Genomic DNA, 23555 nt, shown 5'->3' on the forward strand with positions numbered 1-23555 from the left:
ACATATATTCAAGCGCCCATTCCAATTATTGAGAAACACAGGTTGAGCCATGAGCGAGCAAGCAACAAAGACGCCAAAGCCCGTAGTCCTTTGCATCCTTGACGGTTGGGGATACCGCGAAGACAGTACTGACAACGCGATCAAGCTTGCGAAAACACCGAACTACAGCCGCCTGTGGGATAGTGCGTCCCGTGCATGGCTGAAAACAAGCGGCATGGCGGTCGGCCTGCCTGAAGGGCAAATGGGCAACTCTGAGGTGGGCCACATGAATTTGGGCGGCGGCCGTGTGGTGTTGCAGGACCTGCCCCGCATTGATGAAGCGGTTGCCAACGGCACGCTGAACAGCAACGACCAATTGGTTGCCTTTATCGAGAAACTGGAGAAAAGCGGGGGCGTCGCTCATGTGATGGGGCTCTTGTCTCCCGGCGGGGTACACAGCCACCAGCGCCATATGGCAGCTCTTGTGAAAGCCATCTCAAGTTCCGGGGTGCCCGTACGTATCCATGCCTTCCTCGATGGTCGCGATACACCGCCCCGTTCGGCTCTGGCATATATTGAAGAATTTGAAGACGCGATCGCTGATTGCAAAGACGCCCACATCGCAACCATTGCAGGCCGTTACTGGGCCATGGACCGCGACAAACGCTGGGACCGGGTCGCAAAAGCCTATAACGCCATGGTCAAGGGCAATGGCATCGAGAAGGCTGACAGCGCAAAAGCCGCGGTCGAGGCCGCCTATGAACGTGACGAGAATGACGAATTTGTCGCGGCCACCATCTTAGGCGATTATCGCGGCATGGCGGATGGAGACGGCCTTCTTATGGCAAACTTCCGGGCGGACCGTGCCCGGGAGATCCTGACTGCACTCGTCGACCCCGAATTTGACGGCTTCGACCGTGGGGAGCCGGTCAAGTTCGCGGCGCAAGCAGGCATGGTTGAATATTCGGCCGCACTGTCTGAATTTTTGCCGGTATTGTTCCCCTCGGCCGATATTAAAAACTCGCTGGGTGAAGTGCTGGCAAACCAAGGCATTGCACAGCTGCGCATCGCAGAAACAGAAAAATACGCCCATGTGACCTTCTTCTTCAATGGCGGTGCCGAAAGCGTATTTGAAGGCGAGGATCGCATTCTGATCCCGTCGCCCGACGTCGCGACTTACGATTTGAAGCCCGAAATGTCCGCCCCCGAGGTTACTGACAAGATCGTGGACGCTGTTGAAAGTGGCAAATATGGCGCCATCATCGTCAACTACGCCAATCCGGACATGGTCGGCCACACCGGTATTCTGTCTGCTGCCATCAAGGCTGTAGAAACCATCGACACCTGTATTGCACGCCTTGAAGAAGCCGTCGTGAAGGCGGGAGGCGCGTTGATCGTCACTGCGGACCACGGTAATGTGGAAATGATGAAAGACGAGAGTACTGGCCAGGCCCATACCGCACACACCAGTTTTGATGTACCGGTCCTGATGATAGGCAGCGAAGCTGGGCTCAAGGACGGCAGGCTCGCTGATATCGCGCCGACGGTACTTGAGCTTCTGGGCATCGAGCAACCAACGGAGATGAGCGGGCATAGTCTTCTGGACCGCGACGCTTCAAGAAAGTCGACCAAGGCACGTGCTACTGCATAAACCGCCATATCTGTACAGATGCGGCGCCCCGCTCCTCGCAGGGTGTGCGCTTGTCTGGCTGTTCCTTCCCCCGGCAGCAATCGCGCAGGAACGCAAGGACGCTGCCGAAAGCAACCTGACCCGCCTTGAGGAACAGATTAAAAAGAGCGAAGAAGAAAAAGCTGCACTGGAAGCTGCGGCGGAAAAAGCTGCTGAAGAAGCAAGAGAACTTTCACAGGGTTTGGTCTCGGTCGCAAAGGACTTGCGCCTGACCGAAGAAAACGCGCTTCGCCTGGAACAGCGAATCAGCGACCTGGAAATTGAGGCAAGGAATAAAAAAGCAACTTTGGAAACCCGCCGAGGGGAACTTTTAAAGCTTTTATCTTCCCTTGAGCGACTATCCACACGCCCGGCAGTCTTTACCTTCCTTCAGCCGGAAGAAGCGCTCAAGACTGCGCGAAGCGCTTCGCTGATGGGCACATTGGTGCCTAGCATCAATGCACGGGCTGCAGCTCTGAAAGCTGAGCTGAGCGCACTTGCAAATATACAGAAAAAACTGTCAGCTGAACGCTTCAGCCTGAAAAATACTTTGGCAGAGTTAACGCAACATCAACTAAACCTTGCTTCACTCTTGGAGAAACGAAAGGCTGAAGCGGCGTCAGCGCGAACTGCTGCGGAAAAAACACGTAGGGATTTGGCAGAATTTGCCCGTAAAGCGACCAGCCTTCGGGATTTGATCGACAAACTGGAACAGCAGGCCGCAAAACAGGCCAAGGCTGCACCGGTTCGTGTTAGCCCGGTTGGGCGCGACAGGTCCATTGCACCAATCATGAAGCCAATGGGCCAGATGAAAGGTTTGTTGCCATACCCGGCAGTTGGAAAGATTGTCACCCGATATGGCGCCAAAGAAGGTGCGGGCCATGCCAAAGGCATCAAAATAAAGGCCAGGACAAACGCACAAATTGTATCGCCCTACGACGGGCAAATTGTTTTTGCCGGGCCATTTCGCGGCTATGGTCAACTGTTGATCATATCGCATGGCAATGGCTACCACAGTCTTCTGGCAGGCCTCGCAGATTTACAGGCCGCTGTGGGACAATGGGTTTTGACAGGTGAACCGGTCGGCACAATGTCAGACCGGGACGAGATGACAGAACTGTATCTGGAGTTACGCCATAAAGGTGATACGCTTGACCCTGTGCCCTGGCTGAGCAGACAGACCGCAAGCGTGGAATGAAGTTGGTAACGAGTTTTAATATAGGAAAGGTGTCAACATGCGGAAATTGGTGACGGGTGCCTTGGTGGCCTTAATGATGGCGCTACCAGTGCAGGCAGATGCGAAATCTGACAAGGATGATTTCTATGAGCAGTTAGACCTTCTCATGCGCATTTTCGAACGTGTCCGCTCTGAATATGTTGATGAAGTCGACGACAAGGAAGTGATTGAAGCCGCCATTCAGGGCATGCTGCGCTCGCTTGACCCTCACTCTACCTACCTGAACCCCGATGTGTATCAGCAGGTGCGCGTGCAGATGGAAGGTGAGTACGGTGGCCTTGGGATAGAGGTCCAGATGGAAAATGGCGTCGTGAAGGTGGTGTCACCCATCGATGACACGCCGGCCGATAAAGCTGGCATTCAGGGCGGCGACTTCATCACCCATATTGATGGTGAAGCCGTAATGGGCAAGACGCTGACAGAAGCCGTCCGCACGATGCGCGGGCCCGTTGGCTCCCCAATCATTGTCACCGTCGTGCGTGATGGCGAGGATGCACCCTTTGACGTTGAGATCGTCCGAGAAAAAATTCTCGTCCGTTCGGTGCGTCACCGGATTGAGGATGAGAGCATCGGCTATATCCGCATCACCACGTTCAATATGCAAACTGGTGAAGGTGTCGAAAAAGCAATCGAGGATATCGCCAGCCAACTTGGCAGCTCGCTTGATGGGGTCATTCTCGACCTGCGCAACAACCCGGGTGGCCTGCTGGACGAAGCTATCCGCGTCTCTGACGCTTTCCTCGACCGTGGCGAGATTGTTTCCACCCGCGGTCGTCGCCGACAGAATAATAACCGCTGGTATGCCACCACGGGTGATCTTCTCGACGGTGTACCTGTTGTTGTATTGACGAACGCCTATTCTGCATCGGCATCCGAGATCGTAGCGGGCGCGCTGCAGGACCATCGCCGCGCCGTCGTAGTTGGGGACAAAACCTTCGGCAAGGGCACTGTACAAAGTGAAATTCGCCTTGGCCGCACAGGAGACCGCGCAATCCGCCTGACCACGGCGCGCTATTTCACACCAAGCGGCCGTTCCATTCAGGAACGTGGTGTCGAACCGGATATTCAGGTCCTTTTCCCACGCCGCAAAGGACAGAACGGCACACCACGTCGTGAAGCTGATCTCACCGGTCATATCGAGAATGATCAGGATAACCTTGACCTTACGGGCGAGGAGGATATCGCATCCGAGATCGAGATCACCGATGAGGAATTGCTCAAGACTGCTGAGGAAGGCGAACAACCTGTTGACGTACAACTCAGGTATGCGATTAAGCTGTTGAAAGATATGTCCAGCTTGCCTAAATCTCAGGTTGCTGAAGCTCGTCCCGTAACAGAGTAGGCCTGACAATCAGCCTGTAGGGACGGGACTGAACAACAGATCAAAAGGAACTGCCAACAGTGCCGTCCAACTGGAATGCCTTATTCATCGCCTGGGCTATCAGCCTGATCATCGTGATTGGTGGTGGGCTGACTTTTGAGTTCACCTACACACCACCCGCCCCGGCAGGCACGCCACCATCCAATGCCGTGCAGCCGCAGCAGGAGCAGCCGTCCGAGGAGGTCGGACATACCGAGACTATCCCGACCTATACGGCGGATAACAAGCAAGACGATGTCAGTGAGCGGAGCGGCGAACAAGACACAGGCATGGCTGACGACGAAACCGATACCCCGCCAACTGTCGCCCAGCAGGACCCCACAACAGGGCTGACCGTTCCTGCGACGGATACCGGCATGGACGCCCCGCAGATCGCCATCGGCGGCCCGTTGCCTGTCGAGGCAGACCCTGCCCTGCTGGAAACTACTAACCAAGGCCCTCTGCCACGCATTTCTGACGATGGCCGCAAATCTTATCAGGTGTATGCAGCCCCCGGCCCCAGGGAAGCTGAACGGCCCCGCATAGCCCTGGTGGTAACCGACATGGGGATGATGGCGCGCAACACACGCCGCGCAATTGCCGAACTGCCGCCGGAGGTGACTTTTGCATTCTCACCCTACGCGCCCAACCTCATTGAATGGGGCGAAGAGGCACGCCGGACAGGGCATGAAGTTTTGCTGATGATCCCGATGGAACCGCAAAATTATCCGCAGAACGACCCAGGGCCGCTATCGTTGCTCACAAGTTATTCGACGCGCGAAAATGTGAATATGCTCAAGGCTTCGCTTGGCACGCTCACCGGGTATGTGGGGGTTATCAATCACATGGGTTCGCGCTTTACGGCGGCAGCCGATAGCCTGCGCCCTATTCTTGATGAACTCAACAATCGTGGCCTGTTGGTCGTCGACAGCAGGGCTTCTCAGTTTAGTCGCACGGTGAACATGGCGCGCGCCATTGGTCTACCATCTGCATACAATAACCGTTATGTCGACGACAACCTTGCGCAGGACGTTATCACGGCGGAGCTGCAGGAGCTGGAAAAGCAGGCGCGAGCCACGGGTGCTGCAGTAGGGGTTGCTCACAATTACCCCGTCACGATCAAGGCTGTCGAAAACTGGGCCGCTGGCCTTGAAGCACGCGGCTTTGTTCTGGTCCCGATCACGTCTGTTACCGACCGCCAGCCCGCACCACGTTAAAGGCCTTCACTATATGAGCGATTTTTCATCCCTTCCGTACCGACCCTGCGCAGGCATTATGCTCACAAATAACACCGGGCAGATATTTGTCGGCGAACGTATCGACATGCCAGGTGCGTGGCAAATGCCACAAGGCGGGATTGATGAGGGTGAAACCCACGACGCTGCGGCGCTTAGGGAACTTGAGGAAGAGATTGGCGTCCGTGCCAGACATGTTGATGTGCTGGCAAGCACCGCGGACTGGGTATATTACGACCTGCCACCTCATCTTTTAGGCAAAGTGTGGCGCGGGCGGTATCGCGGCCAAAAGCAGAAATGGTTCCTGATGCGGCTCAAAACCGGAGATAACGCCATCAATATTCAGACGAAACATCCGGAATTTCGCCGCTGGAAGTGGACTGACCCGGATTCATTATTATCCGAAATTGTTCCCTTCAAACGACCGGTGTACGAGAAAGTACTTTCGGAGCTTCTCCCATAACAAACCCGGCACTTTACTACCCCTTAAAAGCGAGAATATACTACCCACAAGAACAATTGAGGGGCATGTATGACGACCGGGGACTATATTCGCTGTATTAGCGGTTTCCTGAACTCTATTGGCATACCCGTTCTCCACAAGGCCTTGCCAGATGATACCTTTCTGCCTGGCATTCGTATCGAGCATGGCAGCCTCGCCATCGCCCCCAACAAGCTAAAACACCCTGGAGATATGCTGCATGAGGCGGGGCATATTGCCAGTATGGCGCCCTCCGCCCGCAAAACCGCTTTTGCCGACGCTGGCGGCGATATGGGTGAAGAAATCGCCGCTCAAGCCTGGTCCTACGCCGCATCTGTCGCCTGCGGCATCCCGGCAGAAATAGTCTTACACCAAGAGGGCTATAAAGGGTCAGCCACATGGCTGAAAGAGCACTACGAGGGTAAGGAATGCATCGCCGGGCTACCACTGCTTGCCTGGTATGGACTTACATCAGCACCCGGCATGCCCAACCATAAGGAACTTCCCGCATTCCCGGCGATGGGGTCATGGTTGCGGGCACACGATAATCCTTCCCAGGCCCCATAAAAAAGGCGGCCATGAAGCCGCCTTTTTCATATTCTTGTGCTGATCGCAGTTACCCGGCAACTACGTCCGACAATGCCACCATCCAAGCCAGCTCTTTTTCAAGCCGTGCGCGTTCCACATCGTCTTTTGCATCGTCGATGTCTTCGCGGGTGTCTGCGATTTTCTGGTTGAGCTCACCGGTATCAACGCTATCGAGCGCAATAGTCTCTTCAGCGAGAATCGTAAGGCCCGATGGGCTGATCTGCGCAAGACCGCCTTTTACAAAAAGGCGATCAGGTGTCGCACCCTCGGTCTCAAAAATCTCAACCACGCCAGGACGGATGGTGGACATCATGGGCGCGTGGTCTGGCAATGCGGCGAAATCGCCCTCAACGCCAGGAACCACAATCATCGCAGCTTCGGCGTCTTTCAGAAGGCGCTCCGGCGAGACGATCTCATAGTGAAGAGTATCGGTCATGATGTCCTTGTCCCGTTTTCTTACGCGGCTTCAGCAGCCAGTTTCTCAGCTTTCGCTACAGCCTGCTCGATGTTGCCAACGAGGTAGAATGCAGCTTCCGGCAGATGGTCGTATTCACCAGCCACGATGGCCTTGAAGCCAGTGATTGTGTCTTCGAGGGAGACGAGCTCACCTGGAATACCGGTGAAGATTTCCGCCACATGGAACGGCTGGCTAAGGAAACGCTGGATCTTACGGGCACGTGCCACAACCAGTTTGTCATCCTCTGAAAGCTCATCCATGCCCAGAATGGCGATGATGTCCTGAAGCGACTTGTACTTCTGCAGGACTTCCTGAACCGAACGGGCAACAGCATAATGCTCGTCACCAAGAACACGCGGGTCAAGAATACGCGAGGTGCTGTCGAGCGGATCCACAGCTGGGTAGATGCCAAGCTCGGCAATCTGACGGCTGAGAACTGTTGTCGCATCAAGGTGCGCGAACGAGGTCGCAGGTGCAGGGTCAGTCAAGTCATCTGCTGGGACGTAAACGGCCTGCACGGACGTGATCGAGCCTTTCTTCGTGGAGGTAATACGCTCCTGAAGGGCACCCATGTCGGTGGACAGCGTTGGCTGATAACCCACAGCAGACGGGATACGGCCAAGGAGTGCGGACACTTCAGCGCCTGCCTGTGTGAAGCGGAAGATGTTATCAACGAAGAACAGAACGTCCTGACCTTCCTGATCGCGGAAGTATTCGGCCAAGGTCAAACCGGTCAGGGCCACACGTGCGCGGGCTCCCGGAGGTTCGTTCATCTGGCCGTAAACGAGGGCCGCTTTGGATTCGCCTTCGAGGTTGATAACCTTGGATTCGATCATCTCATGGTAAAGGTCGTTACCTTCACGGGTCCGCTCACCCACACCAGCGAACACGGAGTAACCGCCGTGACCCTTCGCGATGTTGTTGATGAGTTCCATGATAAGTACGGTTTTACCAACGCCGGCACCACCGAAGAGGCCAATCTTACCGCCTTTTGCGTAAGGCGCGAGAAGATCCACGACCTTAATACCGGTTACGAGCACTTCCTGTTCAGTCGACTGGTCTTCAAAAGAAGGAGCCTCAGCGTGGATTGGTGCAACCTGCTTGTGACCGACAGGGCCACGCTCGTCGATAGGCTCGCCGATCACGTTCAGGATACGGCCAAGTGTCTCAGGGCCAACCGGCACAGAGATCGGTGCGCCCGTATCAGTCACTTCAGCGCCACGCACAAGACCTTCGGTTGCGTCCATAGCGATGGTACGAACCGTATTTTCGCCGAGGTGGGAAGCCACTTCGAGAACAAGGCGTTCGCCGTTATTTTTTGTTTCAAGCGCAGACAGGATCGCTGGCAGTTGGTCGTCGAACTGTACGTCCACAACAGCACCGATTACCTGTGTTACGCGGCCAGTATTCTTAGCCATTTTTACACTCCTTCGTGTAAGCCACTCAAAGCGCTTCAGCGCCTGAAATAATTTCGATCAATTCTTTGGTGATGTTGGCCTGACGAGTACGGTTGTACGTAATCGAAAGACTGTCGATCATATCACCAGCGTTACGGGTTGCGTTGTCCATTGCCGTCATCCGGGCACCCTGCTCGGATGCCGCATTCTCAAGAAGACCGCGATAAAGCTGAACAGCGACGTTACGAGGCAAAAGATCCTCAAGGATGGCAGCTTCGTCCGGCTCATACTCGTAAACCGCACCGCCAAGGTCATCACTGCCCTCATTCTCGTTCGCTGCTTCTGGCATCGGAGCCGGGATCAGCTGCTGCTTGGTCGTGATCTGCACAAGTGCGGACTGGAACTTCGCATAAAAGAGCGTCGCAACATCAAACTCGCCACGTTCAAACATGGCCAGCACTTCGGTTGCGATCGGCTGCGCGTCACCAAAACCAAGGCGCTTGACGGCAGACATGTCTTTCACGTCGATGATCTTGTCTTTGAACTCGCGACGAAGAACGTTGTAGCCCTTCTTGCCGATGCACAGGACCTTGACCGTCTTGCCTGCAGCGATCTGCGCCCGAAGGTGCACGCGCGCTGCTTTGACAATATTGGTGTTGAAGCCGCCACAGAGGCCCCGCTCGGATGTTGCAACGATCACAAGCTCAACATCATCCTTGCCCGTTCCTACAAGAAGAGGGGAAGCACCCGGCTGGTCCTTGACGGCAACGCCAAGGCCCGTGAGTACTTTTTCCATCCGCTCTGCGTACGGTCGAGCCGCTTCTGCGGCGTCTTGCGCACGCCGCAGTTTGGACGCAGCAACCATTTTCATGGCCTTGGTAATCTTCTGCGTCGACTTGACCGAGTTGATACGGACTTTTAGGTCTTTAAGGCTTGGCATTGCTCAGCCTCTCCTATCCAGGGTCTTAGCTAAAGGACTTCGCAAAGGCGTCCAGAATAGATTTCAGCTTGGAAATCGTATCGTCGGACAATTTGCCTTCCTTACGGATCGTCGCCAGTACGTCAGCATGCTTTGCACGAACCTCTGCGAGGAACTGCTCTTCGAAACGCGTAACGTCCGTGGTGGCGATCTTGTCGAGATAACCCTTCACACCTGCGAAGATGGACACAACCTGCTCTTCAACCGGCAGCGGGCTGTACTGGCCTTGCTTGAGAAGCTCGGTCAGGCGCGCGCCACGGTTAAGAAGCTTCTGTGTCGCCGCGTCGAGGTCGGAACCGAACTGAGCAAAGGCTTCCATCTCCCGGTACTGAGCAAGCTCAAGCTTGATCGAACCAGCAACCTGCTTCATCGCCTTGATCTGAGCAGCCGATCCCACACGAGATACCGACAGACCCACGTTAATAGCAGGGCGGATACCTTTATAGAACAGTTCCGTTTCAAGGAAGATCTGACCATCGGTGATCGAAATCACGTTGGTCGGGATGTATGCAGATACGTCACCGGCTTGCGTCTCAATAACTGGCAGAGCTGTCAGCGAACCGCCACCGCGCTCGTCAGACATCTTCGCCGCACGCTCAAGAAGACGTGAGTGCAGATAGAAAACGTCACCTGGGTAAGCTTCACGCCCCGGAGGACGACGAAGCAGCAGGGACATCTGACGATAAGCAACAGCTTGCTTGGTCAGATCATCGTGAACGATAACAGCATGCATGCCGCCGTCGCGGAAGAACTCACCCATCGCCGTACCAGTGTAAGGCGCGAGGAACTGCATCGGCGCTGGCTCGGACGCGGTTGCAGCAACCACGATCGAGTATTCAAGCGCGCCGTTTTCCTCAAGCGACTTAACGATCTGCGCAACCGTTGAACGCTTCTGACCAACAGCAACATAGATACAGAACAGCTTCTCGCTGTCGTCTTTTGCCGCGTCGTTGATCGACTTCTGGTTAATGAAGGTGTCAATTGCGACAGCCGTTTTACCAGTCTGACGGTCACCAATGATCAGCTCACGCTGGCCACGGCCAACCGGCACGAGGGCATCAATAGCCTTCAGGCCAGACTGCATTGGCTCGGACACGGATTGACGTGGGATAATACCCGGTGCCTTCACCTCTACGCGGCTACGACTTACGTCTTTCAGCGGGCCTTTACCATCAATCGGGTTGCCGAGCGCATCGACCACACGACCGAGGAGGCCTTTGCCAACCGGTACGTCAACGATGGCGCCGGTCCGTTTAACGGTGTCGCCTTCCTTGATGCCCGTATCGTTACCGAAAATAACGATACCAACGTTGTCGCTCTCAAGGTTCAGGGCCATGCCCTTAACACCACCCGGGAATTCAACCATTTCACCAGCTTGAACCTGGTCGAGGCCGTAAACGCGAGCGATACCATCACCAACAGAGAGAACGGTACCTACTTCTGAAACTTCAGCATCTGAGCCAAAGCTTGCGATCTGGTCCTTCAGGACCTTGGAAATTTCCGCCGCACGGATATCCATTACTGAACCCCTTTCATGGCGATTGCGAGGTTGTTGAGTTTGGTTTTAAGGCTGTCATCCACCATACGGGAGCCAACCTGAACCGTGAGGCCGCCGAGCAGGCTTTCATCCACAGAAGCGTCGATTGCCACATCATGGCCGACAGCCGATTTCAATTTCTTCTCAAGATCACCGAGCTGCTTTTTGGTAAGCTTGCGAGCGCTCACAACTTCCGCCTTCACCTCACCGCGATGATGCGCGAGAAGCTTCTCGAAAGAAGAAATAATGGCACCCAACGCATTCAGGCGACGATTCGCTGCCAGCACACCCAGAAACTTTTCAGTCAGGCCCTGCAGTTTCGCAGCTTTCGCCACGCCCGCAACACCATTGGACTGCTGTTCCCGACTGTAGAGCGGCGAGCTGACGAGATCGCGCATATCTACGCTCTCTTCCATCATAGCCTTCAGCTCGGAAAGATCGGATTCGACCGCATCGAGCGCTTTTGCCTCATCAGCGAGTTCAAATAGCGCTACCGCATAGCGGCCGGAAATCCCGGAGACTATCGCTTTGTGCGAGGTCACGTCAGACGTTCCCCTAGGTTAGGTCTGAACCTGTTGAACCTTAGCAGACAAGACAAAGATGTCTTGCCTACGCTCAATCGACCAGTTTTAACAGGCATGAAAATTATACCTCTCACGGCTCTGGCCAGCCGAAATGCGTGCTCCCTCTAGCATAGAGAATTCGCCCTTGCAAGCCGCCATCGCCCTTGATTTCGATTCTTATTCGCAGCCCCAGAGTTACGGGCCGTTTAACTGCGCAATATTGGCTGTTGCCCCAGCGGTCAAAACTTCACTCAAACGCGCTGCACTCAGATTATCCGGTCATGACGCCTTACGGTGAAAGCCCAGCGAATATTCAACGGTAGAATCGCCAAAGGGCTCCTCTATAATGACCGCCGCACTTTCGCCGCCATCGACCGAAAACGCACTGTGCCAAACCAGAAAACTATCATCCCCTGCAGCTGGCTCGGTATCCCGGCACAGTATAATGACCGAGCGACGAAGCTCCACAATCGTGGAGACGGCCCGTGCTGACAGCGTCGCGGCAACATCTGGCAGCCACCCCAATTGGCGCCAGACACTTAACCACTGGGGAAGCGAGAGAGTGCCATTGCCGTCGCCATCAATCGTCTCTGCCAGAAATACGATGTGCTTGTCTGCACTGGCCGCTACGGCTTTGGCCTTCGCGACAGCCAGATCCCGCTGTAACCCGGACAAGGCACCAAGGCATAGCACCATGTCATACTTCGTCTTGACGCCGGTAAAGTGCTCGGTGGCTCCCTGATAATAACGCGCACGCCTGAGAAGTATCCCATCGGGTTCAAACCTGTCTGCACCTGTGACGGTCTCTGCGCCAAAGTGATTCATGACAAGGAGGTTGGCGCCAGACCCGCATCCGATTTCAAGCACCCGTTTCGGATTACCATAATCGTAGATCCAGCGCAGGAAAGGAACATCCAGCCGCCTCGCCGGAGGGTTGTCCTGGTCTGCTTGACTGTCGGACCAGTCCAAAAACGCGCTTCTGAGAGATACCGGAATCGGGGACGGTGCATCGGCATATGTCGCTTCCCATGCTTTACCCACCAGCCTGAGTGGATCCGCATATCTGCCGTCACTGTGCCGCCGCTGATATTTCATCCTGTGGTCCCGCTCCGCCACGTCGACCTCCCAGTCAACGGTACCTGCCTTGCGAGAATAGAAATAGGAAGCCTTCGCCAATTCCTGCTGCAACGTCCCCTTTGTCGCCCGCTCAAAATTTTCGCGCCACTGGTGACATTCGTTGGGTTCAAGCCTGATGCCCGAGGCCTGCTTGGCCAACATCGCCATCCAGCCGTTAACGCATTTGGCTGTCAACTGCTCAAGGCTCCGGACCGGAAAATGCAACAGAGGCAAAGACGGCAACTTGACCGATGCCAATTTGGCACCCTGACCATGTGACACGGAATGGTTCCCGTTTGAAATATTATAGCCGCGCAGGATCCTGCCTGCCGGGCGCAAAATCACCTTGTAGAACTGCTCGCCCTCCTCTCGCCGAACCCACTGCATGCTTCTTGGCGGGTCCGCGGTCATCGCGTCGAAGTCCTGCCCCTCCGGCAACACGTAGGTGATCCACGGCATCAGGCCAAAACCGAATTCAGGAATCGTTTCCAGGCTCTCTCTAAACTGCTGGCCATCTTCCGCCCCGATGAATTCATCCCCATCAAGCATGACAATAAAATCTGCGAAAAACACCGACTGCACAGCGTGCATCACTCTGGTGAGAAAAGCGCCCTGTGTGAAATTTGCTTCATGACGGTCAAAAACCGCGATACGGTCGGTTTCGCGGGCCAACATCTCCAGTATGCGCCTGGTTTCATCGGTAGAATTGTTGTCGATGACCACCATGAAATCCACAAAGTGTAAATTATGCCGCACGAAGGGCTCTATGATATCCTGTTCGTTTTTCACCATGGTAATGGACAGGATTTTGGCGGGCTTGATCATTTTAAAACTATCCGGGAAAAGCAGAAAACAAATAAAATCTTATACCTTCTGCAATAACGACAGAAAGCGGACCGTGAATATAGGTCGCTAGTGCCACAGAGCCAATAAGCCGTCAACATCGCGTCACGACTAGGCTAGGCATCTGCCGCAATTAGTCCATCCCCCTGCCCCATTTTGCGCACGTTATAGGAGTAATAGTGGCCTCAAGGGCTAAGACAAGGGAGTGTTGAGATGAGACATTTTGTGAGTAAAACTCTGCTGGTAGCTGCTGTTGCGATGGGTGGCAGCATTGTGCCGGTCGTAGCCGTAACGGCAGCGCCACCACAAGCAAGTGTCGCACAGGACCAGCTTGAAAAAGATCGGGAATTTGCACGCAAATTACGTGCGCTCAAGGATCGCCAACACCGGGAATGGAATGAGTTGATGGATCAGCAACGGGCTGAAGTTGCGGCGCTGACGGACAAGACGCCAGATGAACAGCGCGAAGTGCTCAAGGACCACACCGAAGAAAAGCAGGAAATGAAGAAACGCCACCAAGAAGAACTGGAAGACCTGAAAGCAGAGTATCAGGGCTAGCGCCTATGCCTATACTGCTCCCGGCAAAGGGACCATACGCTTTTGAGCCAAACGGGGCCAACACCCTGCACTCTTGGTGACCTCAGGTTTTATGCTTTGCTGCGGAGCGGCAGTCCGGGTTCAACTGTAACCAAAGCGCTGGTTCAACTGCTGCAGTTGGGCTGAGGCAGAATAAATTTCCATAACCTGTTCAGGAGGCTCCGCCTGCCGGGCATCAATAGTTTTCTTCCCCAACTCTACAGCCCAGGGAGAGTCCTTTGGTCTCTGCCCATCCCATAACGCAAGTTTTTCATCACTATGCCGGAAGTTCCAGTATTCCAGCATTCCTTCTTCAAATTTGAGGCCGAGAAATTCAAGTACACGTGTAATTTCCTGCTGGGGATTGGCTGTCAAATCCTCATACCGCACCAGACAAAAACTCGGAAACAGGCGGCTGTATTTCAATATTTGCACGTTAAACTCGTACCACATCTTTGCCGAGCGCTTCACGCCGCCACCCCCTTGGCGCAGGACTTTACTGGACATCATCTGGCGGGCGTCCCGGACCATATGAATAAGGGGGACTTCGCCGAAGTCACACCTGATTCTTGGTAAATGAAGCGAGTTTGTCGGCTCCTTCACGATGAGGAGGCGCTTTTGCTCATACGTCGCGATGCTTGAGAACAGAAAGTCACTGTCGTTCATCGCCTTTTTAACATCTATGCCGAGCAGCTCTGAAATCTGCATTGTCTTATCGAGCACAAGACTTTCATTGCTGGCACCAAAAAAATATCGCGCAATCGGTATCTCATAGGGCGCCGCAATTTCTGAGTGGCAATTCAGGATACGTGTCAAAAGAGTCGAACCTGCCCTGGGCGCACTAACGCAAAACACTGGCTCCATTGTATCAATCTCCTAAATTTGCTTCCGACAGTTGAAGGAGCGTACCATACTCATCTAATACGAAGAGACAACACCGGCCCCTTCTTTTTAACCCCGACCAGGCGAAGGAGTTTCACATAAAGCTGTAGGGGTCGATGTCCACCTTGATTCGCACACCCCGTTTTGCCTTGATCCGCGACAACCATGCACGAACAAGTGGCTGTACCTTGATAATCTTTGTCGTATGGACCAGCAGGCGAAAACGGTGCTGCCCTCGCACACGAGCCATAGGCGCCGGTGCCGGCCCAACAACCGACACACCACGCTCAACCGGAGCCTTGCTCGCCAGCATTCGGCCAGTTTCCAGCACGTCTGCCATCTCAGGCCCGGAAAGAATGAGCGCTACCAGACGACCAAACGGCGGCATGTGATGCCGGTCCCGCGCAGCTTTCTCCGCTGCCATGAACGCCTCGCCGTCGCCCGACAGCAATGCATGCACCACCGGGTGCTCCGGCTCATAAGATTGCAGGAAAACCCTGCCCGGCTTTTCAGCCCGGCCAGCCCGACCGGAGACCTGAACCAGTTGCTGGTATGTCCTCTCCCCTGCTCTCAGGTCCCCCCCCCTGAGACCCAGGTCCGCATCAACCACGCCGACAAGCGTCAGGTTTGGGAAGTGATAGCCCTTGGTCACGATCTGCGTACCAATCACGATATCCAGATGACCGCTCGCAATCTGTTGCACCATATGGGCGGTCGCGCTTGGGCTCATCATCGTATCGCTGGTCATCACCGATGTGCGAGCGGTCGGGAAACGGTGCTTCACTTCTTCAAACAGGCGCTCAACACCGGGGCCACAGGCTACAAGCGTTTCCTCATTTTTGCACTCAGGGCAGGCGGTCGGGATCGGCTCCACGTGTCCACAATGATGACACTGCAACTCGTGCCGGAACCGGTGTTCCACCAGCCACGCCGAGCAGCTTGGGCATTCTATCCGGAAACCGCAGGTCCGGCATAACGTCAGCGGTGCGTAACCCCGGCGATTAAGGAACAACATCGACTGCTCCCCAGCCGCGAGAGTGGCCTCCATTTCCCGCACCAGAAGGGGAGAAAGCCATGTCCCCGCGTCCGGCGGTTCATGACGCATGTCAATGGCCTTCATCTCCGGCAAAACAGCGCTACCATGCCGCTCACGCAGTACAAGTTTCTGGTATTTACCCTCATCCGCGTTCACGAGGGTCTCAAGCGACGGCGTCGCACTTGCCAGCACAATCGGGCAATCAGCCAGCTTCGCCCGCACAATGGCCATATCCCGGGCGTGGTACAGTACGCCGTCTTCCTGCTTGAACGATGGGTCATGCTCTTCATCAACGGTAATAAATGCAAGATTCTGGAAAGGCAGGAACAGGGCCGAGCGCGCACCCACGACAACGCGTGCATCGCCACTTGCCACTGCGCGCCATGCGCGCCTGCGTTCCGCCTGCCCGACTTCCGAATGCCAGACAACTGGGGCAACGCCAAATCTTGCTTCAAAGCGCTCAAGCCATTGACTTGTCAGGGCGATTTCCGGCACCAGAACCAATACCTGCGCCCCTGGTGCCTTCAGGGCTTCCACCAGCCCTTCAAAATAGACCTCTGTCTTGCCCGAGCCCGTGATGCCGTCCAGCAGGAAGGGCGCGAAACCGCCTTCCCAAACCTTGTCAGCGATCGCTTTTGCGGCGAGCTTTTGTTCATCGGAAAGCTCCGGCCCCACCCGGCCCACATCAGGCTGTGGATAGGGCAGGTCAACAGATATGTCGCGCCCTTCAACCAAACCGGTCTTTTCAAGTGTTCGTACCACAGCGTCGCTGACCCCGGCGAGTGCTGCCACCTCGCTCGCCACCCGCGGCGTACCATCAGCCAAGACCTTCAGCACGGCTTCCCGCGCAGGGGTCATGCGGATACCGTCAGTGGGCTGCACCGTCCTGACAAAATGCCGCCGCACCGGCACGGCCTGTAGTGCGCTTGAAGCGGACAACCCCATGCGGAGTACCGGCCCTGGGGCCGAGAGTGTATAGGCTGAAACCCAGTCAACAAATCGCCTGAGATCAAGCCTAACCGGAGGGAGATCAAGCACCCGGTTTACCGGCTTCAACTTGCTATAGGGCAAGGGCTTACCATTGCCTGGTACCTGGTCCCAAACCACCCCCACCGCCATGCGGCCCGCCAGCGGCACCTCAATGATAGCTCCTTCCTTAACCTGTCCCACGAGGTGCTCGGGCACGGCGTAGTCAAGCACCCCAAGCGAGGGAACAGGCAAAAGCACCTGAACCCGCTCTCCCTCGGGTACTGGCTCTGGCTCAGGCGTTTCAAAAAGTTGCGCTTGCCGCACGAACAGGGGCCTCACTCACGAATTTCATGGCAGGAGACTCCCCCGCCTTCCGGCACCATAAGCAACTCGCACGATAACGGCAATTTCCGATCTTGTATTTTAATAAGGGTAGCTTATTATATGCTTAACTTATAAATACATTCCGAGTCACAGCATGCCACAGCAAAACAGCGACAAACCCTTTGTCTTCCAGATCGGCGACCTTTTCCGCTTGATGAAAGCCAGCTTCGAAGCCGAGGAAGGTCCCGAGGTCACGCGTGCCCAGGCAAAGTTGTTGATATCTGTCTGGCGCAACCCCGGCATCAGCCAGCAGGCATTGGCACAGCGGCTTGATATCGCTACCATGTCGGTCTGCCGCCAGATCGACGCGCTGGAAGAACGCGGCATGATTGAGCGCCGCCCCAGCGACACCGACCGTCGGGTCAAATGCCTTTATGTTACGGAGAAAACCTCCCCCATCATCAGTACGGTGATGAACCATGTTCATGAAATATCCGAAATGTTCCTTGATCCCCTGAGTGCTGAAGAGCGTAAAACCTTCCAGACATTCCTGAACCGTATTGTGGATAGCGCCACCAGCCGCAAGGCGGGTGGCCGAAAATGAAACGTATCCTGCTGTACGTATGTGTCCCATCGCTGATCATCCTCGGGGTTTGTTTTGTATATCTGAATGGTGGCCGCGAGATCACCACAGACAACGCCTATGTACGTGCGGGCATTCTTACCGGGGCCTCCCGCGTCCCCGGAGAGGTGATCGAGGTACTGGTCAAGCGTAACCAGCATGTGGATGAAGGAACACTGATCGCCCGCCTCGACGACAGTGACGCCAGAATCAAATTAACCGAAGCCAAGGTTGGCGTTATCAGCGCCCGGCATATTGTTGCGGCGCTCAGGGCCAACTACCGCAAAAGCCTGGCCCTTCTGGATAAAGAAAAAGAGACATTGGCGTTTGAGACGCGGGAGTTGAACCGTGCCGAGCAACTGGCAAAGGACCAAAATCTGTCAGAATCCGCCCTCGACGGCCACCGCCATGACGTAGAAGAAGCCCGGCGCGAGATTGTCGTCCTTGAGGAAGCGGCACAGATGGCGCTGACCCAGCTTGGCGGCGATGCCGATATTCTGCCTGACCGCCACCCAATGGTACTGAAAGCTCTTGCCGCCGTCGAAGCCGCCAAGGTCACACTTGAGCACTTGGAGATACGTACCCGGACCGCGGGCACCATCACCCAAATTGATCTGCACCCGGGTGAGTATATCACCGCCGGTTATCCGATTTACGGCATGACAGTCGACGGCGATCTGCGTGTTGAAGCCAACCCCAAAGAGACCGAACTGGCCCATGTTCGGGTAGGCCAATCCGTTGATGTAACAATCGACGCCCTGCCCGGCTTGCACTTCAAAGGCAAGGTCGCGTCCATCGACCCCGCCACTGGTGCCGAGTTTGCCGTATTGCCAGCGCAAAATGCCACTGGCAACTGGGTGAAGGTCACGCAGCGGGTGCCGGTTCAGATAAAGCTGGATAGCGACCAAGACACCAAAGCCTTGCGTTCCGGCCTTAGCGTGGAGGTCTCAATTGATACGGGACATGAACGCAGCATCAAAGACCTCGCCACCCTCATCGGGCTGTAGGTTGACAAAATGAGCCAGTCTCATGCACAGGCGGTAGCCGCGACGGCAGAGATCGCCCACCACCGCAACGGACTCATCTGCTGCCTGATGCTGGCAGTGTCATTGCACACAATTGACGCAACCATCGTCAATGTAGCGCTGCCACATATGCAAGGCAGCCTGCAGGCGACCTTCGACCAGATTTCGTGGGTGGTGACCAGTTACATCATCGCTTCGGTGGTGCTTACACCGCTTGTCGGCTGGGCCGCCAGCCGTTTTGGGGTCAAGCGACTGATCATTCTGGCGATGACCCTGTTTACACTGTCATCGGTCCTGTGTGGAATCTCGCTTTCGCTTGAAGCCATGCTGGCGAGCCGGTTACTGCAGGGAGCCGCAGGCGCGCCACTTATTCCACTTGCCATTGCCACCATGAACCGGCTGTCTTCCTCCAGCGCCGAACGCGCCCGCATGATGGCGCTTTTTGGCCTTGGCACCATGGTCGGGCCGGTCCTTGGCCCGTCACTGGGCGGTTACATCACCGATGTGGCGTCATGGCGCTGGGTGTTCTTTATCAACCTGCCCGTCGGCATCATTGCAGTCCTGGGCATTGGCGCTACCATGAAACCCGGCATGCGCACGCCGGGCCACAAGCTGAACATGCTTGGTTTCTTTTCACTGGCGCTGGCGGTTGGCGCGCTGCAACTGGCACTGGACCGGGGCGAATCGGAAGACTGGTTCGATAGTGCAGAGATCATCAGCTACTTCCTTATCTGCGCAGGCGCAATATGGATCTTTGCTGTCAACAGCCGCACCGCAATGAAACCGTTTCTGCCGGGTGCGCTGTTCCGTGACCGAAACTTTGTGGTTGGCATGATTCTGGTGCTGATCACCGCAGGCAATATGACAGCGTCGGTGGTGCTGCAGCCTCCCATGATGCAAAACCTCATGGGCTATCCCGTGCTTGATACCGGTATTCTGCTGATGTGGCGAGGTATGGGCATGATGGCGGGCATGATGCTCGCCCCGCGCATTGTGCAGCATGTCAGTCCACGCATGATGCTTATCATCGGTGGTGTATTCATGGCATGCGGCCTGTCGCCCTTCATGTTCCTGACAACAGAAACGCCGGCGCTGATGTTGTCGGTGCCGCCCATTTTCCATGGCTTTGGCATTGGCATCATGTTTGTGCTGGCGTCCACCATCGCCTACGCCACCATACCCCATGAACTACAGGTGGAGGCATCGTCTGTGTTCTCACTTGTGCGCGGGCTTGGGCAGGCAGCCTGTATATCGGTCGTAGTGGCGCTTGTCAGCCGCTATACACAGATCAACCACGCGGAATTGGTTGAGCGTCTCACGCCGCTGCGCGCCTTCTCCCCCGCCGGGTCTATATCAAGCGTGACAAGCACGGCGCAGCAGCTTGAGGCCAGTAACCTGATGGTCTCCCAGCAGGCGGCCATGATCGCGTATAATAACGCCTATATGGCGCTTCTGATTGCGGCTTCTTCGGTCATTATCGCGGCGTTCCTTATCAAACCCACACGGCTCTCGGATGAAAAAGGCGGCGCCCATCCCGTTGAAACCTAGGAAAACTTGCAAAGCCGAAGCTTCTCGATTAGGGAAACGCCAAGACGCGCGTATTTAGATGCGATGATGACGGTTTAGCGTTATATAAACCTACCGTCCAAAAGATTGACCGCCCGCCGGGCGATGAAGGAGCATGACATGAAATTTTTCCTCGATACCGCAAACATCGATGAAATCCGCGAAGCAAATGCGACCGGCCTTCTGGACGGTGTGACCACCAATCCGTCGCTGATCAAAAAAGCAGGGCGCGACTTCTTTGAGGTGATCGCCGAGATCGCCAAGGAAGTTGATGGTCCGGTATCGGCTGAAACGGTAGCACACGACCATGAGACCATGCTTAAGGAAGGCCTTAAGTGTGCAAAGATCGCTGACAACATCACTGTCAAGGTTCCGCTGACCATTGAGGGACTTAAAACCTGTAAGGCGCTACGCGCTGAGGGCATCATGGTGAATGTCACGCTTTGCTTCACTGCAAACCAGGCACTGTTGGCTGCCAAGGCGGGTGCAAGCTTTATCTCTCCCTTTGTGGGGCGCCACGACGATGTCGGCTTTATTGGCATGGAACTGATTGAAGACATCCGTACCATTTACGATAATTACCAGTTCGACACCGAAATTCTGGTGGCCTCGGTTCGCCACCCGGCACACATTCTGGAAGCCGCTCGCATCGGTGCAGACGTTTCCACCTTCCCGTGGGAAGTGATGAAAAAACTCTTCAATCACCCGCTGACGGCCAGCGGCCTCGCGGCGTTTGACAAGGACTGGGAAGCCACCGGCTTCTCAATCCTTTAAGGACACAAAGCAGGGCGCGGGCAACAGTTCGCGCCCTGCTTCTATCCGCATGACACAAGCAGCCTTTGACAGCCTGAAGCAAAAGCACCCATGGCCCGAGACCATTGGCCTGAAGGCGTGGGACTATACCCTGGGCGGCGGCGGGCGGCAGCTGATTGACGTCATCATCCGCGAACGCAAACCCGCATTCATGCTAGAAATCGGCTGTTTCCTTTGCGCCAGCACCAAGCGTTGGTTGTCGCTTGATAGCCGCATCAAGGTTATTGGCGTCGACCCATGGGATGACGGCCTGATTGAACAGTGCCGCCGCTATGTAGGTCGCCCGGCCCTCACCCGCGCCTACCCTGACCGTGAGGTGCAGGAACAGTTCGCAGCGGATATTGAGACACAAGGCCCTTTTCCCACCGCTCTCGCCAACCTGCACGGCTTTGAAGGCAGGTTTGTGCCAGTCAGAGGCCTCTCGCCCGATGCGCTTTACATGCTGAAGGAAACGGGCTTCATCCCAGACCTTATCTATATTGACGCGAACAAGCAGGCGGTCGACCTCGAGGTATGTTATGAGTTGTGGCCTGACGCGCAAATCACCGGTGATGACTGGCACTGGGGCCGCACGAAGGGCTTTCCCATGCGGCAAATCATCGAAGATTTCGCGGAAAAACACGGCTTCAGGATAGAGTCCGACCACGCCACTTGGGTGTTGCAGCGCGGCTAGGCACCCGCGTTGGCCACCGCATCGGCTGTCCTGATGTCGCACGTAAAAACGCCGGGTTGGAAGAAAGCCAAGCCTGCCGCCCTTAGGGCCTTGTAATCAACGATCGTACCTTTGAGAAAACCTTCGGTGACCTTGATGTCTCGGCCATCAGCTGTTTCAGCCGTCATGACCGTACGGGTATAAGACCAACCGGAAGACGCTCTGCCGTCAGGGCGCAAGGTAATCATTTGCCATTCAAATCCGTTGCCGCGGCACCAGTCCCACAACAGATAGTGATCAAATGATGGATCATGGTTCAGCGCGCTGGCCGTACCGCGTGAGACCAGAAAACGAGGCACCTGTTCAATTGCAATGATACGCCCCTCAAGGGAAGGACGCTCAAGAATTTTGCGTTCAAGGGCCATATCAGGCCAAGGCCCCATGGCCTTGTGCGTCGTACACGAGGTCAATACAATGATAGTGATCACAGACAAGATGGTGCGCATCTTCATTCCCCCATTAAGGGAAAGAATACACTTTCACAAATTTTCATCAACCATAAGGCTTGCCAGCCCTATTTCACGTCAACCCAGGTGACATGACCCATCTTGCGGCCCGGGCGGGGTTCCTTTTTCCCGTAATGGTGAAAGTGCGCTTTCGGGTCCTCAAGGTACGGCTCGAAATCAAGAATATCAGCCCCCAGCAGGTTTTTCATCCGCACGTTGCCGCGCGCATCCGTGGGCCCAAGCGGCAGGTCGCAAATCGCGCGGATATGCTGCTCAAACTGGCTGGTCTCGGCGCCTTCGATCGTCCAGTGGCCGCTATTGTGTACACGCGGAGCAATCTCGTTGACGACGATCTCGCCGCTCCCGTCACTGACAAACATCTCAACGGCCATCACACCAACATACTCAAGCGCGTTGGCTACCCGTGTTGCCATGACTTTGGCCTTGGCCTCTACCATATCGGAAATTTTAGCCGGCACCGATGTGGTGTCCAGAATATGATTGGTGTGCACATTTTCACTTACCGGGAATGCGGCGACGTCACCTGACGCGCTGCGCGCCACGACAACGCTGACTTCCCTGTCAAAATTTACAAAGCCCTCAAGGATTGCCGGCTGCCCGCCGGTAACCTCGATCACCCGGTCGATATCCGAGCGGGCCTTGATCATGACCTGCCCCTTGCCGTCATAGCCGAAGCGCCGGGTTTTTGCGACGCATGGCCGCCCGATTTCCTTGATTGCCGCCTGAAGCTCATCTGCCGTTTCAAACGCCATATAGGGTGCGGTCTTGACGCCCGACGCGTTCAGAAAATCTTTTTCAAGCAGACGATCCTGCGTGGTCTTGAGAGCCCGCACCCCCGGACGCAACAACGTGTCACGCGCCACAAGTTCGGCTGTCACGCCAGGCACATTCTCAAATTCATAGGTCGCGACATCGACCGCGCGCGCAAATGCTTCAAGGGCTTCCTCGTCTTCATAGTCAGCGATGGTCACAACGTCAGCAACGTGAAAAGCGGGGCTGTTTTTGTCAGGGCAGAAAACATGGCAGCGATAGCCGAAGTTAGCCGCTGCAAGCGCCAGCATGCGGCCAAGCTGGCCACCGCCCAAAATACCAATCGTTCCACCGGGTGCGATTTGCGTCATA

22 protein-coding genes are annotated in these 23555 nt (G+C 55.5%); 12 read left to right on the forward strand and 10 right to left on the reverse strand.

What is annotated here, in order from left to right; translation table 11 throughout:
• Positions 1 to 49 precede the first annotated feature (49 nt).
• The 6 genes from gpmI to OEU85_RS06630 all read left to right on the forward strand — a co-directional run bounded on the left by gpmI (position 50) and on the right by OEU85_RS06630 (position 6528).
• Positions 50 to 1630: a 2,3-bisphosphoglycerate-independent phosphoglycerate mutase gene (gene gpmI / locus OEU85_RS06605; RefSeq protein WP_262690665.1), complete on the forward strand. Its 1581-nt coding sequence runs from the start codon at positions 50 to 52 to the stop codon at positions 1628 to 1630.
• Between the two features lie 241 nt (positions 1631 to 1871).
• Positions 1872 to 2846, forward strand: coding sequence for a murein hydrolase activator EnvC family protein (locus OEU85_RS06610; RefSeq protein WP_262690666.1), 975 nt, complete (start codon positions 1872 to 1874; stop codon positions 2844 to 2846).
• Positions 2847 to 2883: 37 nt separating this feature from the next.
• A complete protein-coding gene (locus OEU85_RS06615) occupies positions 2884 to 4227 on the forward strand; it encodes a S41 family peptidase (protein WP_449555795.1) in 1344 nt (447 codons plus the stop codon).
• A gap of 59 nt (positions 4228 to 4286) precedes the next feature.
• Positions 4287 to 5462: a divergent polysaccharide deacetylase family protein gene (locus OEU85_RS06620; protein ID WP_262690668.1), complete on the forward strand. Its 1176-nt coding sequence runs from the start codon at positions 4287 to 4289 to the stop codon at positions 5460 to 5462.
• Between the two features lie 13 nt (positions 5463 to 5475).
• Positions 5476 to 5943, forward strand: a complete 468-nt coding sequence (locus OEU85_RS06625; protein ID WP_262690669.1) for an RNA pyrophosphohydrolase — start codon at positions 5476 to 5478, stop codon at positions 5941 to 5943.
• A 69-nt stretch (positions 5944 to 6012) separates the two neighbouring features.
• Positions 6013 to 6528 (forward strand): hypothetical protein, encoded by a 516-nt coding sequence (locus OEU85_RS06630; RefSeq protein WP_262690670.1) that lies wholly within the window; start codon positions 6013 to 6015, stop codon positions 6526 to 6528.
• A gap of 49 nt (positions 6529 to 6577) precedes the next feature.
• Here the strand turns inward: OEU85_RS06630 and OEU85_RS06635 are convergent, their stop codons facing one another.
• The 6 genes from OEU85_RS06635 to OEU85_RS06660 form a co-directional block, all read right to left on the reverse strand.
• Positions 6578 to 6985, reverse strand: a complete 408-nt coding sequence (locus tag OEU85_RS06635; RefSeq protein WP_262690671.1) for a F0F1 ATP synthase subunit epsilon — start codon at positions 6983 to 6985, stop codon at positions 6578 to 6580.
• Between the two features lie 20 nt (positions 6986 to 7005).
• Complete coding sequence (gene atpD / locus OEU85_RS06640) at positions 7006 to 8424, reverse strand: F0F1 ATP synthase subunit beta (RefSeq protein ID WP_262690672.1); 1419 nt, start codon at positions 8422 to 8424, stop codon at positions 7006 to 7008.
• Positions 8425 to 8449: 25 nt separating this feature from the next.
• Complete coding sequence (locus OEU85_RS06645) at positions 8450 to 9343, reverse strand: F0F1 ATP synthase subunit gamma (protein ID WP_262690673.1); 894 nt, start codon at positions 9341 to 9343, stop codon at positions 8450 to 8452.
• Positions 9344 to 9368: 25 nt separating this feature from the next.
• Positions 9369 to 10901, reverse strand: a complete 1533-nt coding sequence (gene atpA, locus OEU85_RS06650) for a F0F1 ATP synthase subunit alpha (protein ID WP_262690674.1) — start codon at positions 10899 to 10901, stop codon at positions 9369 to 9371.
• Positions 10901 to 11461: a F0F1 ATP synthase subunit delta gene (locus OEU85_RS06655; RefSeq protein WP_262690675.1), complete on the reverse strand. Its 561-nt coding sequence runs from the start codon at positions 11459 to 11461 to the stop codon at positions 10901 to 10903. The genes atpA and OEU85_RS06655 overlap by 1 nt, the downstream gene beginning before the upstream one ends.
• A 300-nt stretch (positions 11462 to 11761) precedes the next feature.
• Positions 11762 to 13423 carry a glycosyltransferase family 2 protein gene (locus OEU85_RS06660; RefSeq protein WP_262690676.1) on the reverse strand — a complete coding sequence of 554 codons (1662 nt, stop codon included), beginning with the start codon at positions 13421 to 13423 and terminating at the stop codon, positions 11762 to 11764.
• Between the two features lie 243 nt (positions 13424 to 13666).
• On the opposite strand from OEU85_RS06660, the gene OEU85_RS06665 reads away from it, so the two are divergent.
• Complete coding sequence (locus OEU85_RS06665) at positions 13667 to 13999, forward strand: hypothetical protein (protein WP_262690677.1); 333 nt, start codon at positions 13667 to 13669, stop codon at positions 13997 to 13999.
• A 120-nt stretch (positions 14000 to 14119) separates the two neighbouring features.
• Here OEU85_RS06665 and OEU85_RS06670 read toward each other — a convergent pair whose 3' ends face one another.
• Positions 14120 to 14881, reverse strand: a complete 762-nt coding sequence (locus OEU85_RS06670) for a sulfotransferase family protein (protein WP_262690678.1) — start codon at positions 14879 to 14881, stop codon at positions 14120 to 14122.
• A 112-nt stretch (positions 14882 to 14993) separates the two neighbouring features.
• Positions 14994 to 17228 (reverse strand): primosomal protein N', encoded by a 2235-nt coding sequence (locus OEU85_RS06675; RefSeq protein ID WP_262690679.1) that lies wholly within the window; start codon positions 17226 to 17228, stop codon positions 14994 to 14996.
• A 154-nt stretch (positions 17229 to 17382) separates the two neighbouring features.
• Here OEU85_RS06675 and OEU85_RS06680 point away from each other — a divergent pair, with 154 nt between their 5' ends.
• The 5 genes from OEU85_RS06680 (at position 17383) to OEU85_RS06700 (ending at position 21927) form a co-directional block, all read left to right on the forward strand.
• A complete protein-coding gene (locus tag OEU85_RS06680; protein ID WP_262690680.1) occupies positions 17383 to 17832 on the forward strand; it encodes a MarR family winged helix-turn-helix transcriptional regulator in 450 nt (149 codons plus the stop codon).
• Positions 17829 to 18857, forward strand: coding sequence for an HlyD family secretion protein (locus OEU85_RS06685; RefSeq protein ID WP_262690681.1), 1029 nt, complete (start codon positions 17829 to 17831; stop codon positions 18855 to 18857). Before OEU85_RS06680 ends, OEU85_RS06685 begins: the two co-directional genes overlap by 4 nt.
• Before the next feature lie 9 nt (positions 18858 to 18866).
• Positions 18867 to 20423 (forward strand): DHA2 family efflux MFS transporter permease subunit, encoded by a 1557-nt coding sequence (locus OEU85_RS06690; RefSeq protein WP_262690682.1) that lies wholly within the window; start codon positions 18867 to 18869, stop codon positions 20421 to 20423.
• 138 nt (positions 20424 to 20561) lie between these two features.
• Positions 20562 to 21215 (forward strand): fructose-6-phosphate aldolase, encoded by a 654-nt coding sequence (gene fsa / locus OEU85_RS06695; protein ID WP_262690683.1) that lies wholly within the window; start codon positions 20562 to 20564, stop codon positions 21213 to 21215.
• Positions 21216 to 21264: 49 nt separating this feature from the next.
• Complete coding sequence (locus tag OEU85_RS06700) at positions 21265 to 21927, forward strand: hypothetical protein (protein WP_262690685.1); 663 nt, start codon at positions 21265 to 21267, stop codon at positions 21925 to 21927.
• Here the strand turns inward: OEU85_RS06700 and OEU85_RS06705 are convergent.
• Positions 21924 to 22412 carry a hypothetical protein gene (locus tag OEU85_RS06705; RefSeq protein ID WP_262690686.1) on the reverse strand — a complete coding sequence of 163 codons (489 nt, stop codon included), beginning with the start codon at positions 22410 to 22412 and terminating at the stop codon, positions 21924 to 21926. The two genes, OEU85_RS06700 and OEU85_RS06705, sit on opposite strands and share 4 nt — an antisense overlap.
• A 68-nt stretch (positions 22413 to 22480) precedes the next feature.
• Entirely contained in the window at positions 22481 to 23554 is a 1074-nt protein-coding gene (locus OEU85_RS06710; RefSeq protein WP_262690687.1) for a 5-(carboxyamino)imidazole ribonucleotide synthase, read from the reverse strand.
• Position 23555: the final 1 nt, after the last annotated feature.

It is taken from the genome of Kordiimonas aestuarii (assembly GCF_025574465.1).
GTDB lineage: Bacteria > Pseudomonadota > Alphaproteobacteria > Sphingomonadales > Kordiimonadaceae > Kordiimonas > Kordiimonas aestuarii.